General features: G+C 64.1%; 11 protein-coding genes and 1 tRNA gene. 4 read left to right on the plus strand and 8 right to left on the minus strand.

Features of this window, described 5'->3' with window-relative positions; genetic code table 11:
- Positions 1-6: 6 nt before the first annotated feature.
- The 6 genes from ACEN42_RS10010 to hrpA all read right to left on the minus strand — a co-directional run bounded on the left by ACEN42_RS10010 (position 7) and on the right by hrpA (position 9258).
- A complete protein-coding gene (locus ACEN42_RS10010; RefSeq protein ID WP_371879832.1) occupies positions 7-702 on the minus strand; it encodes a copper homeostasis protein CutC in 696 nt (231 codons plus the stop codon).
- A complete protein-coding gene (locus tag ACEN42_RS10015; RefSeq protein ID WP_238210289.1) occupies positions 699-1520 on the minus strand; it encodes a molybdopterin-binding protein in 822 nt (273 codons plus the stop codon). The genes ACEN42_RS10010 and ACEN42_RS10015 overlap by 4 nt, the downstream gene beginning before the upstream one ends.
- A 16-nt stretch (positions 1521-1536) precedes the next feature.
- Positions 1537-2388, minus strand: coding sequence for an EI24 domain-containing protein (locus ACEN42_RS10020; protein ID WP_187608993.1), 852 nt, complete (start codon positions 2386-2388; stop codon positions 1537-1539).
- Between the two features lie 81 nt (positions 2389-2469).
- Entirely contained in the window at positions 2470-3489 is a 1020-nt protein-coding gene (locus ACEN42_RS10025; RefSeq protein WP_187608992.1) for a sterol desaturase family protein, read from the minus strand.
- Positions 3490-3577: 88 nt separating this feature from the next.
- Positions 3578-4591: a beta-propeller fold lactonase family protein gene (locus ACEN42_RS10030; protein WP_371879833.1), complete on the minus strand. Its 1014-nt coding sequence runs from the start codon at positions 4589-4591 to the stop codon at positions 3578-3580.
- A gap of 137 nt (positions 4592-4728) precedes the next feature.
- Complete coding sequence (hrpA, locus tag ACEN42_RS10035; protein WP_371879834.1) at positions 4729-9258, minus strand: ATP-dependent RNA helicase HrpA; 4530 nt, start codon at positions 9256-9258, stop codon at positions 4729-4731.
- Between the two features lie 22 nt (positions 9259-9280).
- Here hrpA and argA point away from each other — a divergent pair, with 22 nt between their 5' ends.
- The 3 genes from argA to proP all read left to right on the plus strand — a co-directional run bounded on the left by argA (position 9281) and on the right by proP (position 13135).
- Complete coding sequence (gene argA / locus ACEN42_RS10040; RefSeq protein ID WP_238210284.1) at positions 9281-10651, plus strand: amino-acid N-acetyltransferase; 1371 nt, start codon at positions 9281-9283, stop codon at positions 10649-10651.
- A gap of 57 nt (positions 10652-10708) precedes the next feature.
- Positions 10709-10981: an oxidative damage protection protein gene (locus ACEN42_RS10045; protein WP_035506430.1), complete on the plus strand. Its 273-nt coding sequence runs from the start codon at positions 10709-10711 to the stop codon at positions 10979-10981.
- A gap of 678 nt (positions 10982-11659) precedes the next feature.
- On the plus strand, positions 11660-13135 hold the full coding sequence (gene proP, locus ACEN42_RS10050; protein ID WP_187608988.1) for a glycine betaine/L-proline transporter ProP: 1476 nt from the start codon (positions 11660-11662) through the stop codon (positions 13133-13135).
- Between the two features lie 52 nt (positions 13136-13187).
- Here proP and ACEN42_RS10055 read toward each other — a convergent pair whose 3' ends face one another.
- The gene (locus ACEN42_RS10055; RefSeq protein WP_371879835.1) at positions 13188-13640 is read right to left on the minus strand and encodes a metallophosphoesterase family protein; all 453 of its coding nucleotides are present in this window, start codon (positions 13638-13640) and stop codon (positions 13188-13190) included.
- The gene (locus ACEN42_RS10060; protein ID WP_371879836.1) at positions 13640-13801 is read right to left on the minus strand and encodes a hypothetical protein; all 162 of its coding nucleotides are present in this window, start codon (positions 13799-13801) and stop codon (positions 13640-13642) included. Before ACEN42_RS10060 ends, ACEN42_RS10055 begins: the two co-directional genes overlap by 1 nt.
- A gap of 131 nt (positions 13802-13932) precedes the next feature.
- Between ACEN42_RS10060 and ACEN42_RS10065 the strand changes: the two genes are divergently transcribed.
- A tRNA-Leu gene (locus tag ACEN42_RS10065) sits at positions 13933-14017 on the plus strand.
- The last annotated feature ends 141 nt before the right edge of the window (positions 14018-14158 follow it).

A 14158-nucleotide genomic window follows, 5' to 3' on the forward strand; every position in this document is an offset into this window, starting at 1 on the left:
TGTTGTTTAGTCCGGCGCGTCGAGCAACGTCCGCACGCGCCTGACCCTCGCTTCATCGACAGGCGCGAGCCCCTTCCCGTCGACGCGCACACCCGAGCCGAAGTGCACCGCGCCCACACCCGTCGAAGCAACAAAGGGCTGCACGGCATCGACGGTCAGTCCGGCGCCCGCGAGCACCGTGCAGCGCGTTCCCGCCGCCCTTTCGACGAGCTTCGCAATCGTCGTCCGCGCTTCCAGCACCGATGGCTTGCCGCCCGACGTCAACACATTGGTCACGGCATCGAAAGTCAGCAGCGTATCGAACGAGGCGAAAATATCGCGTGCTTCGTCGAACGCGCGGTGAAACGTGAGCTGCAAGCCATCCGCCGCTTCGATCACGCGCGCGAGGCCGTCGGTGTCGACATCGCCATTCGCGTTCAGCATGCCCACGACGATCGCATTCGCCCGCGTCTTCGCCACTGCGCGCACGTCGCGAAGGATGACCGCGTAGTCGTCGGCATCGTAGACGAACGAGCGGCTATGCGGCCGCACGATCACGTTCACCGGAATGCCGACCGCGTCGGCCACCGCTTCGATCAGCCCGATGCTCGGCGTCAGTCCGCCCTCGCCCATCGCCGTGATGAGCTCCAGCCGGTTCGCGCCGCCGCGTTCCGCCGCGCGCGCATCGGCAACCGTGGTCGCGATGACTTCCAGCAGCGTCACTTCGTTTCCTCCGGCGGCACTTCCACGACCTCGCCGCCCAGCGCGATCACGCCTTCACGCAGCACATCGAACGCCGCATTCGCCTGCTCCGGATCGCCCTTGACGCCCAGATCGATGTGCGAGCGCGCGTAAAGCGCCCCACGCGCCGCATCGCCGACGCTCGGCAGGCTGAACGCTCGCACACCGTCGAAATCGCGCTCGATCGTGACCATCAGCGGCGTGATGCGCGACTCCGGCAGGCCGAACACGAGCAGCGAGCGCTCTACATGCGGCGTCGCATGATGAAGATGCGCGTACTTCGTGTCGAGCACCCACTCGATCATCGGCCAGGCCATCACCGGAAAGCCCGGCACGAAGTGATGATCGCCGACCGTGAAGCCGGGGATCTTGTTGTAGCTGTTCGGAATGATCTCCGCGCCCTGCGGAAACGTGCCCATGTTCAGGCGATGCAGATTCTCCGGCGACTCCAGATCGACCGGCTTGTCGCCGGCCTGAGCCGCCGTGTCGCGAATGCGCGCGCGGATCAGCTCCGCCGCTTCCGGATGCAGCGCGAGCGGCACGCCGAGCGCCTGCGCGGCGCACTGACGCGTGTGATCGTCCGGCGTCGCGCCGATGCCGCCCGTCGAAAAAACGATGTCGCCGGACGCGAAAGTTCGCGCGAGCGTCGCGGTGATGCGCGCGGGATCGTCGCCGACGTATTCGGCCCAGTCGAGCGACAGGCCGCGCGCACTGAGCAGTTCGATGATTTTCGGCAGATGCTTGTCGGTGCGTCGGCCGGACAGGATCTCGTCGCCGATGATGATGACGCCAATGCCCATGAGTGCCCCTTTGTTCTTACAGTGAAACGTCGCGGGATTCGACCGTGATCGCCGGATAATGCGGCTCGTTCGCGCGCAGGCGCTCGAGCGCGTGCAGACAGTAATGCGCGAACCACAGCGCGGAAAACACGAGGATGAACGCATACGCCCAGATCGTCACGGCGGCGACGACCGGGAAAAGCGGCAAGAGCCATACGGACCACGCCCAGAGCATCGTCGGCACGGAACTCAGAAGGCCGCTCACGATGCCGATCGCGAGCAAAGGCCAGCGCGCATCGCGCACGATCACGCGGCGCTCCTCCGCGCTGGCGTGCAGCGCGAGCGCGTCGTAAGTCATCACGCGATACGTCAGCCAGCCCCACAGCAGCGGCGGAATCAGCGCGAAGAACGGCGGGATCAGCCAAAAGGGCAGCGTGACGACCAGCAACACGAGACACACAAGCGTAGTGACCACCGAGTGCCCGAGACTGCCGTACCACGAGCCGCCGCGCCGTTCTTCGAGCGACGAATAATGCCCTCTCGGTTTGCGCGTGAGCAGCGTGACGACGCCTGGCATCGACAGCGTCGCGATCAGCAGCAGCACCGTGACGACGATCAGCGGCACCGTCATGATGACGACGAGGAACGGCGCGATCACCGCGTGCAGCGACGAGAAGCCGACCGTATCGAAGAGGCGGTACATCGCGGACGTGAGCGCCCAGCCGTCGAGCCAGCTGTTCGCGGCGCCGGTGAGCGTTTGCCAGAAGAACCAGAGGAGCGCGCCCCATAGCACCGTGGCGACGCCGAAAGGCATCAGCGTCAGCCACAGCATGCGCGGATGAAAGACGTTCGCGAGCGCGCGCACGAACGAACGCAGCAGGTCACTCATGCGTGATTCGAAGAAGAAAGAGAAAGAGGAACCGACAGGATAAACCAGCGCCGCGCGCGGCCGCTGGTCTCGACGGAACGTTCAGACGGCCGCCGAGTTGTCCGAAGCGGACGCGCCCGCGCGACGCGCGGAAACGCGCGCGGCGATGCGCCTGAACGCGAGCCAGTGCTGCTCGATGAAACCGTCGCCATAATGCACCGGCTTTACGCCCGGCGCGCCGAGCTGGTCGCGGATACCGGTCGGCTCGACCGTGCGGTCGAACGACGCCGAGCGGAACAGGATGTCCCAGAACGAGAACAGCACGCCGAAGTTGCAGCCGTAGGTCGTGCCTTCGTGACCGAAGCCGATCGCGTGATGACGCCGATGAAACGCCGGACTCACGACGATGCGGTCGAAGAGCCAGCCGAAGTGCAGCCGGATGTTCGCGTGCTGCACGCTCTGCATGAAATTCGTGATGGCGACGAGCACGACGAACTGCGACGGCTCCACGCCGATCACGAGCGCGACGCAGGCGAAAAAGCTGGCCTGCAGAATGTCGTCGAGCAGATGGTTGCGATCGTCGGTCCAGAGCGACATCTTCTGCTGGCTGTGATGCACCGCGTGCAGTTCCCACCAGATGCCGAAGCGATGCTCCAGACGGTGATACCAGTAGCCCGCGAAATCGAGGATCAGCAGATAAATGACGAACGTGACGAGCGGCTGCGTCGTGACGCCCGGCCACAGATTGTCGATTTCGAGATTCGGCACGTTATGGATGCGCAGCCAGCTCTGCATCGAATCGAAGAGCGGCTGGAACGTGAAGAAGAAAAACAGGTTGAGGATGCCGAGCTTGACGATCCACGTGTAGAGCACGTCCACGCGCACACCCTTGCGGTCCTTCCATTCCTCCGCGGGGCGGAAGGCTTCGAGCGGGCGCAGGATCGCGTACATCGCGAGCACTTCCAGCACGCCGACGATCACCCAGTAGAGCGCGTCGTACGTGTCCTCGTCGTAGTCCATCAGGCCGATCTTGAACAGCGCCGGCTGCACGACATCGACATAGAGAAGCGTCTGCAGCCAGGAAACGAGACCGTCCAGCGACGAAAGAATGGAATGAAACATGGTGCTCCGTGGTGCTTGCGGCCGTCCGGTGCGCCGGCCTTTCCTCAATCCTAGTATAGGGCGCGCCAGGCGCCCTCTGCTGCTCCGCTTACGCCCCGTTGGGCGCCGTCACCGGTGCGCGGTTGAAGAAATAAATGCCGTGCGGCGAGCGGCCGACCTTGATGGTTTCGATCAGCTTACGATTCGCGAGGTCGATCACGCCGACGTGCTTCGCGAAGCGGAACGTAACCCACAGATACTTCTTGTCGGCGGAAAGTTCCATGTCGTCCGGGCCAGGCAGCAGACCGGTGATATCCCCGACGTTGGCGAGCGTGTCCTCGTCGATGATGCTGATCGTGTTCGCCACGCGATTCGACACCAGCACGTGCTTGCCGTCGACCATCGAACGGAAGTTGTGCGCGCCCTTGCCCGTCGTGATGGTCTTGACGATCTTCTGGTTGCGCCAGTCGACCACGGCCACGTAGTCCGCACCCGTCATGCCGACGAGCAGATACTTGTCCTGCGGCGTGAGCCAGACGCCGGCGGGCACCTTGCCGACCTTCATCTTCCATTTCACGGTCTGCGTCGCCAGATCAATCGCGGCGATTTCACCGGACACCTGCAGCGAGATGAACGCGGTCGAACTGTCGTTCGTGAACGCGATGTGGCTCGGCATCGTCGCGAGCGGCAGGCGCTTCGCGATGCTCAGGTTCTTGCCGTCGAAATGGTAGATGTCGAGGCGATCGAGACGCAGGCCCGTGGACACGAACCATTTCCGGTCCGGCGAAAAACCGAGCTGATACGGGTCCTCGATGTCCTGCACCCAGCGCTGGAACGCGCCGGTTTTCGGATCGACGAACATCAGGTTGTTCGACACCGAATTCGCGACGATCAGCGACGAGCTGTCGGGCGTCGGCATCAGATGGTGCGGTTCCTTGCCGGTGGGCACGGTGCCGACGACCTGATGCGTGTTTTCGTCGATCAGGCTCAGCGTGGCTTCCGCCGAGTTGAGCACGATGACATTGTTGGCGAACGCTGCGGTGGCGAGGAAAGCGGCGCCGGTAGCAAGCGCCGCGCGTGCGGCGGCCGCACGGAAACGGCCGGAACAGAAAATATTGCGCATGGAAAATAGGCTTCGGAAGGCAGGCGTCATTGTAGAACGTTTGCCTCGCGCGGCGCGTTAACCGGCTGCAGCTTTTTGCGCAGTACGCTGCACCTGCGCAAGAAACGGCGCGTTGCTGCAAGGTTTTCCGTCACGGTCTAGCGCTGCATCGATTCCCAGACCTTGTGGAGCCGTTTCACCGAAACGGGCATCGGCGTGCGTAATTCCTGCGCGAACAGCGAAACGCGCAGTTCTTCCAGCAGCCAGCGGTACTCCGAAAGCCGCGCGTCCGCGACGCCGCCGCGCTGCGAAATCGCCCGCTGATAATGCTGCGCGAGCGGTTGCAGATCGCCGAAAAGACGCGCGTCGCGGGCCGGATCGGCCTTGAGCTTGTCGATGCGCAGGCCGATTCCCTTCAGATAGCGGGGAAAGTGCGCGAGCTGCGCATACGGCGTGTCGATGACGAAGCGCTTGCCGATAAGCGCGCCCAGTTGCGCCTGCATGTCCGCATACGCCGATGTGAACGTCTTCGCCTGCGCCAGCTTTTTCGCGAGCGCCGCATATTCGGCCAGAATCGCGCCGACGAGCCGCGCGATTTCCTGCGCGAGCAGCGTCAGACGGCCTTTCGCGGCGTCGCGGCGAGCGTGGAAACTGGCGTCGTCGTCGGGCAGCGGGTCTTGCAGGCACGCGCGATCGAGCGCCGTCTCGACGATCTGGTCGCGCAATTCATCCGACGTGCCGAGCGCCATGTACTGCATGGACATTTCGCGCAGGCCCGGCAGATTTTTCTCCAGATAGCGAATCGGCTCGCGCAGTTGCAGCGCGAAGAGCCGCCGCAATCCCGCGCGATGGATGCGCGCCGCTTCCTCGGGCGAATCGAACACTTCGACGTCGCAATGCGTGCCGCGATCGACGAGCGCCGGATAACCGAAGAGCGTCTGCCCGCGGCGGCGGATTTCCAGCAATTCGGGCAGCTTGCCGAAATTCCAGGTGGTCAGATTCTCGTAAAGCGCGGTGCCGACGCCAGCCGGTTGCGTTTGCGGCGCCGATTCCGACTCGCCCGAGAGCGCGTCGAAAGCCGCCGCCGACGTCAGCTTCTGGAACACCTGCTGCGCCTGTGCGCCGAGCTCAGTGCGCAACTGCGCGAGATTGCGGCCCATCGCGAGCTGGCGGCCGTGCTCGTCGATCACCTTGAAGTTCATGAACAGATGCGCGGGCAGCGTTTCGAGCTTGAAATCCGCGCTCTTCACGGCGAATTGCGTTTGCTCGCGAATATCCGCGATGAGCGAATCGACGAGCGCGCCCGCGCCAAATTTCGGCCCCGCATGACGCCCGGCGAAGCCCGCCGCGTACTCCGGCAACGGCACGACGTGACGGCGCAATTTCTGCGGCAGCGATTTCAGCAGCAGTTGCGCCTTTTCCTTGACCATGCCGGGGACGAGCCATTCGACGCGGCGCGCATCGACCTGATTCAACCCGTAGAGCGGCACCGCGAGCGTGACGCCGTCGCGCGGCGAACCCGGCTCGAAGTGATACGTGAGCGACATCTCGATGCCCGACATCGTCATGCGCTTCGGGAACAGGTCGGTCGTGACGCCGGCGGCTTCGTGGCGCATCAGGTCGTCGCGCGAGAGGAAAAGCAGCTTTTCGTTGCCCTCTTTCTTCTGCTCGTCGCGATACCAGCGCTCGAACGCCGCGCCCGTCCACATGCCTTCGGGAATCAGCGAATCGTAGAAGCCGTAGATGAGTTCATCGTCGACGAGCACGTCCTGGCGGCGCGACTTGTGCTCCAGTTGCTCGATGTCGGCGACCAGCTTGCGGTTGTGCGCAAAGAACGGCAGGCGCGTATCGAATTCGCCTTCGACGAGCGCGCCGCGGATGAACAGCTCGCGCGCGTACTTCGGCTCCTGCTTGCCGAAGCTCACGCGGCGGCGCGCGTAGACGGTCAGCCCGTAAAGCGTCGCGCGCTCGTAGGCGACGACCTGCGCGGCTTTCTTTTCCCAATGCGCATCGGAAAGCGACGTTTTCAGCAGATGCGCGCCGACGGTTTCCAGCCATTCCGGCTCGATCTTCGCGATCGTGCGCGCGTACAGCCGGCTCGTTTCGATCAGCTCGCCCGCCATCACCCAGCGCCCCGCCTTCTTCAGGAGCGCCGAGCCCGGCCACAGATGGAACTTGATGCCGCGCGCGCCGAGATAATGCGGCTCGTCGTCGGCTTTCAATCCGACGTTGCCGAGAAGACCGGTCAGGAGCGACAGATGCACCTGTTCGAACGTCGCCTCCGATTCGTTCAGACGCCAGCCGTGCTCGCGCACGACCGTCAGCAATTGCGAATGCACGTCGCGCCATTCGCGCAGCCGCAGGTGCGACAGAAAATTCGCGCGGCACGCATCGGCGAGCTGCTTGTTCGACTTCTTGTGCGCGACGGCTTCCTCGAACCACTTCCAGATGCGCGTCCATTGCAGGAACTCGGAGCGCTCGTCGACGAATTGCCGGTGCGCCTGATCCGCCTGCTCCTGCGCCTCGATCGGCCGGTCGCGCGGATCCTGCACCGACAACGCCGACGCGATGATCAGCACTTCCGCGAGCGCATGATGATCGCGCGCGGCAAGGATCATGCGTCCGACGCGCGGATCGAGCGGCAGGCGCGCGAGTTCGCGGCCGAGCGGCGTGAGCGCGTTGTCGTCATCGACGGCGCCGAGTTCGTTCAGCAACTGATAGCCGTCCGCGATCGCGCGGCCCGGCGGCGGCTCGATGAACGGAAAGGTTTCGATCGCCGTCAGATGCAGCGACTTCATGCGCAGAATCACGGCAGCCAGCGACGAGCGCAGGATTTCCGGATCGGTGAAGCGCGGCCGCGCCTGAAAATCCGCTTCGTCGTAGAGCCGCACGCACACGCCGTCCGCGACGCGCCCGCAGCGCCCCGCGCGCTGATTCGCCGCCGCCTGCGACACCGGCTCGATCTGCAGCTGCTCGACCTTGTTGCGATACGAATATCGCTTCACGCGCGCCATGCCGGTATCGACGACGTAGCGAATGCCCGGCACCGTCAGCGACGTTTCCGCGACGTTGGTCGCGAGCACGATGCGCCGCGCATTCGACGGCCTGAACACGCGCTCCTGCTCCTGCGCGGAGAGGCGCGCGAAGAGCGGCAGGATTTCCGTGTGCGGCGGATGGTGCTTGCGAAGCGCCTCGGCGGCATCGCGGATTTCGCGCTCGCCGGGCAGGAACACGAGCACGTCGCCGGGGCCGACGCGGCACAGTTCGTCGACGGCATCGACGATGGCTTCCATCAGATCGCGGTCGGTCTTGCGATCGTTGCGCCGGGGCAGCGTGCCTTGCGCGTTTTTGATCGCCTCGCTTTCCTCTTCGATCGGCCGATAACGCACTTCCACCGGATACAGCCGCCCGCTCACCTCGATCACCGGCGCGGGCTTCTCGTCGCTGCCGAAATGGCGCGCGAAACGCTCGGCGTCGATGGTCGCCGACGTGACGATCAGCTTCAGATCGGGACGCTTCGGCAGGATTTCCTTCAGATAGCCGAGCAGAAAGTCGATGTTGAGGCTGCGTTCGTGCGCCTCGTCGATGATGATCGTGTCATACGCGTTGAGCAGCGGATCGGTCTGCGTTTCGGCGAGCAGGATGCCGTCGGTCATCAGCTTGACGGACGCGCCGGGCGCGAGATTGTCCGTGAAGCGCACCTTGTAGCCGACGACTTCGCCGAACGGCGTGCCGAGTTCCTCCGCGATGCGCCGTCCCGTGGCCGAAGCGGCGATCCGGCGCGGCTGCGTGTGACCGATGAGACCGCTGCCGCCCGCGCCGAGACCGCGCCCGAGTGCGAGGCAGATTTTCGGAAGCTGCGTGGTCTTGCCCGAGCCGGTTTCGCCGCTGACGATGACGACCTGATTCGCCGCGATCGCGCGTGCGATTTCCTCGCGCCGGCCGGAGACTGGCAGCGCTTCGGGGAAGACGATCGGCGGAATCGGGTTTGGCGTGACGATGCGTGGTGCGCGCGGTGGACGCGGTTCGCGAGGCTCGCGCGGTGCGGGCGGGCGTTCGGCGGCTCGTCCGGGGGCGACAGGCTCGCGGCGCGCGACGGGCGCGGGCCACTCGTTTCGATGCTCGGCGCGTTGGGCGTCGTGCTTGCGCGTGTCGGCTGGCTTGGTCGGCGCGCCGCCGTCCGGTCGCTCAGCTCGATGCCCCTCGCGCGGCGGACGCGCGTCTTGCGCGTGCCGAGTGTCATCGTGCTTCGCGGGCGCGGCCTTATCGGATGCGGCGAGCGGCTCGCGCGCCGGAGCGCGATCCGTTTTCGCGGCAAGCGCAGGCTTCTGCTTCGCCCGATCGCGGATTGGCTCCGCGGGCTGGGGCGGCCGAGGCGGCGGCGGACGTTTCGTCGCCGAAGTGCCACTCTGCCCGCGCGTCATTTCCACGGCCTTGCCGTGCGCGACGCTTTTCTGCTGCGGCGACGCCGACGCAGCAGGCGCGCCCGCCGCGAACCGCCGCGCGGCGAGTTCTTTCTTGCTCAACCCCGCTTCGCCGGAATCGCCGGACGCGCCCCCGCCCTCCCGCGCTTCGCGCAGCAGATTTTCACGCAGTTGTCGCAACTGCTCCTGAGGATCGAGGGATTTATCGGCGGACTGAGACTTGCCCGCCTGATCGGGACGTGATGGACGAGAAACATTCGGCATAGCGTCGCATTATAATCCCGGGATGAATTCCCAAACCGACCTCACGATGACCGCGTCGCAGCCGGCAGCCGAGCCCGAAGCGCCCGATCTCCACGCCCAGTTCGTCGACTGGATGCGCTCCGTCGCGCCGTATATTCACGCGTTCCGGAACAAGACCTTCGTCGTGGCGTTCGGCGGCGAGCTGGTGCAGGAAGGACGCCTGAACGCGCTCGTGCAGGACGTCGGCCTGTTGCACGCGATGGGCATCCACGTCGTGCTGGTGCACGGCTCGCGCCCGCAGCTCGACGAGCAATTGAGCCTTCACGGGGTGGAATCGTCGTTCTCGCACGGCCTGCGCATCACCGATGCCCGCGCGCTCGAATCCGCGAAGGAAGCCGCCGGCGAAGTGCGTCTCGACATCGAGGCCGCGATCAGCCAGGGCTTGCCGAACACGCCGATGGCGCACGCGCACATCAGCGTCGTGTCGGGCAACTTCGTGACGGCGCGGCCGGTCGGCATTCTGGATGGCGTCGATTTCCAGCATACGGGCGTCGTGCGCAAGATCGACGGCGATTCCATCCGCCAGTCGCTCGCATCGAACAAGCTGGTGCTGCTGTCGTCGCTCGGCTTCTCGCCGACCGGCGAGGCGTTCAATCTGTCGATGGAAGATGTCGCGTCCGCCGCCGCCATCGCGCTGCGCGCCGACAAGATCATCTTCGTGACCGAAATTCCGGGCCTCGTCGATTCGGAAAACGAACTCATCCGCGAACTGTCGCTCGACGATGCCTATCGCCTGCAGGAAAGCGGCGAGCTGCAAGGCGACACCGCGTTTTATCTGAAGCATACGGTGCGCGCCTGCCGCGGCGGCGTCGCGCGCGGCCACATCATTCCGTATTCGCTCGACGGCAGCGTGCTGCTCGAACTGTTCCTGCACGATGGCGTCGGCACGATGATCTCGTACGAGAACCTCGAAAGCCTGCGCGAAGCGACGCCGGATGACGTCGGCGGCATTCTCACGCTGATCGAGCCGCTCGAAAGCGACGGCACGCTCGTGCGGCGCGGACGTCACCAGATCGAACGCGATATCGACCATTTCTCCGTCATCGAGCACGATGGCGTGCTGTTCGGCTGCGCGGCGCTCTATCCGTACACGCAGGAACGCATCGGCGAGATGGCGTGCCTGACCGTCGCGCCGGAAGCGCAAGGTTCGGGCGACGGCGAGCGCCTGCTCAAGCGCATCGAGCAGCGGGCGCGGGCGCGCGGCCTCACGCGTATCTTCGTGCTGACGACGCGCACCGAGCACTGGTTCCTGAAGCGCGGCTTCGTGAAGGTGACCGTGGACGATCTTCCCGAAGACCGCCGGCGCCTTTACAACTGGCAGCGCAAGTCGCTCGTCCTGATGAAACAGCTTTGAACACGATTTGAGAAGCGCGAACCGCGCTTCGCCCCCGATACAGAGGAGAAACTCACAATGGCTCGAATGGTTCAATGCGCGAAGCTCGGCAAGGAAGCCGAAGGACTGGACTTTCCGCCGCTGCCGGGCGAGCTCGGCAAGCGCATCTACGAAACGATCTCGAAGGAAGCCTGGCAAGGCTGGCTCAAGCAGCAGACGATGCTCATCAACGAGAATCGCCTGAACATGGCCGATCCGCGCGCGCGCCAGTACCTCATCAAGCAGACCGAGAAATATTTCTTCGGCGAAGGCGCCGATACGGCTACGGGCTACGTCCCGCCGCAAAGCTGAAATCGCGGCTCGATCGCACTGCAAGAACCGGCCCACGCGGCCGGTTTTTTGTTGCCTGCGAGTGTGCAAAATGTTCCGAATGGACCATCAGACGAATCTCATGGGATTCGGCGCAATCCTAGACCAGGCAAGGGATTGGGCCAGCCTCCGATGCGTGCGCCGATGGCCCGGTTTGCACATCGTCTGTCATCGTGTTATCATCTGTTCGTTATCAACAGTAATTCACCATCATTCACGCGCATGAGTCCGGCGCATCGCTTTTCGGGCACATCGCGGTAGTGACAGTTTTCATACAAAGAGGCGCGTCGGTTTTTTAGCTGGTCCTGCCAGACTCACGCCGGCCTTTTTCGTCTCAGGTTGTTTTTTCGCCGACGTCGCGGCTCCACCCGCGGCAACTCAGGTTCAACGCCGGGTTCGCCGTCCGCACGTCAAATTCGTTTGTTTCATCCGAGTGCAATTTCGCGACCCACCGCGAAGCACCGGCACCGCGCTTGCTACTCGATTCTTCAGCATCTGCTTCGAACACGATGCTGCGCGGAGCCATTGGCGTCCGTTTCCCGCGATGCAAAGCGGCGCCGTCGCGAAACTGCACTGTCCCGGCAATACGCGCTGTCCTTTCGACGGCGCGCCCGAAGCTCCGCGCGAGTTCTCGGGATCGAATACGGAGTTTTTCAGACTATGTCTTCCCTTCAAGAGGGCCTTTGGCGCAAACACGATTCATCGAGTCGGAAGTCCGATCTCACCCTCGACGACATCACCATCGTCGATCAATCCCTGCTCAAGCGCGCGGTCGGCGCGATGGCCATCGGTAATGCGATGGAGTGGTTCGACTTCGGCGTGTACAGCTACATCGCCGTGACGCTCGGCAAGGTGTTCTTCCCGTCGAGCAGCCCGGCGGCGCAGTTGCTCGCGACCTTCGGCACGTTCGCGGCCGCGTTCCTCGTGCGCCCGATCGGCGGCATGGTGTTCGGCCCGCTCGGCGACCGCATCGGCCGCAAGCGCGTGCTCGCGATGACGATGATCATGATGGCCGTCGGCACGTTCTGTATCGGCATCATTCCGAGCTACGAGTCGATCGGCGTGATGGCGCCGGTGCTGCTGCTCGTCGCGCGTCTCGTGCAGGGCTTCTCGACGGGCGGCGAATACGGCGGCGCGGCGACCTTCATCGCCGAATTCTCGCCGGACAAGAAACGCGGCTTCATGTCGAGCTTTCTGGAGTTCGGCACGCTCGTCGGCTATGTGCTCGGCGCGGGCGTCGTCGCGGTGCTGACCGCGGTGATGTCGGAGCGCGAACTGCTCTCGTGGGGCTGGCGCATTCCGTTCATGATCGCGGGTCCGCTCGGCCTGATTGGTCTGTATATCCGGATGAAGCTCGAGGAAACGCCGGCGTTCCAGCGCGAAGCCGAGAAGGCGGAAGCGGTGTCGCACGAAACGACCAAGGAGCAGTTCCGCGAGACGCTGATCCAGCAATGGAAGCCGCTTTTGCAATGCGTGGGCCTCGTGCTGATCTTCAACGTGACCGACTACATGGCGCTTTCGTATCTGCCGAGCTATCTGTCGGCGACGCTCAAGTTCAACGAGACGCACGGCCTCTTCATCGTGCTCGTCGTGATGGTGCTGATGATGCCGCTGACGCTCTTCGCCGGCCGCCTGTCGGACACGATCGGCCGCAAGCCGGTGATGCTCGCAGGTTGTATCGGCCTCCTGGTGCTGTCGATTCCGGCGCTTTCGCTGATTCGCATGGGCACGGTTCCGTCGATCTTCGCGGGCATGATGATTCTCGGCGCGCTGCTGTCGACGTTCACGGGCGTGATGCCGTCGTCGCTGCCGGCCCTCTTCCCGACGAAGATCCGCTACGGCGCGCTCGCCATCGGCTTCAACGTGTCGGTGTCGCTGTTCGGCGGCACGACGCCGCTCGTCACGGCATGGCTCGTCGACAAGACCGGCAACCTGATGATGCCCGCGTACTATCTGATGGGCGCGTCGCTGATCGGTATCGTGTCGGTGCTCGCGCTGCATGAAACGGCGAAGAAGCCGCTGAAGGGTTCGCCGCCTGCCGTGGCGTCGAAGTCGGAAGCGCACGCGATCCTGCGCGGTCATCGCGAAGCCGCCGAAATGGACGATACGTTCCCGGAAGGCACGGTGCGCGCGTAAAGCGCCGGGCTTTTTGAAGGCGTAAGGCCGGTGCATGAGCGCCGGCCTTTTTTTATGTCACGAGCGCGATGATATGCGCTTCCAGTTTTCCATCGTCGATATCGAGCAACGCGAGCGTGATCGGCAGTTTGAAACGACGCGGCCCCGCGCTGCCGGGATTCACGAAGAGCACGCCGTTGCGATGCTCGATGAACGGCTTGTGCGAATGACCGGTCACGACGACATCGATGCCGTCGAGTTGCTTCGGGATATCGGCGATATCGTGGACGATGTGGATCGTCGCGCCGCCAAGCTCGATGCGCGCGTGCTCGGGCAATCGCGCGACGTCATCGCCGACATCGTTATTGCCGCGTACGACGGTGAGCGGCGCGAGGGACGCGAGCGCATCGAGCACGTTGCGCTTGCAGATATCGCCTGCATGAATGATGTGCGCGCAGCCGCGCAATGCGTCGAGCGCTTCGGGGCGCACGAGGTTGTGGGTATCGGAGATGAGCCCGATGCGCATCACGTTTCCTCATTCGCGAGGATGCGCTCGATGCGTCGATCGGGCACGAGCCATACGGCCGCGACGAGCGCGTAGATCGTCGCGGCGATCCCCGGCTGCCAGAACGACACGGCGATGGCGATCACGCCATCGCTGAATGCTTCGAGCCGGGTCTTGCCCATCGTGTGTCCTCGCGCCGAAATCGGTGCCGCCGATTATGCGGGAGCGTCGAAAACTTGTCGAACGGCGTGCGTGGTGGCGGCCGGCGCGGCTTTGGCGCGGTGTCGGGCAATGGTAGAATCGCGTCCGCCCTGCCGGGGTGATGAAATTGGTAAACATAGCGGACTTAAAATCCGCCGCCTAACGGCTTGCCGGTTCGAGTCCGGTCCCCGGCACCACAGGTTAGACACCAAACTTTCCAAAGTTGTGGGTTATCTGGTAAATATCGATAAAAATCATAGCCTTATTTGGTACCGATAGGTAGCACATATTCCAAGTTTGAACGCCCAATGTGCAGTACTGGTAGACTCTCGTGCACA

The organism is Caballeronia sp. S22 (assembly GCF_964261745.1).
GTDB lineage: Bacteria > Pseudomonadota > Gammaproteobacteria > Burkholderiales > Burkholderiaceae > Caballeronia > Caballeronia jiangsuensis.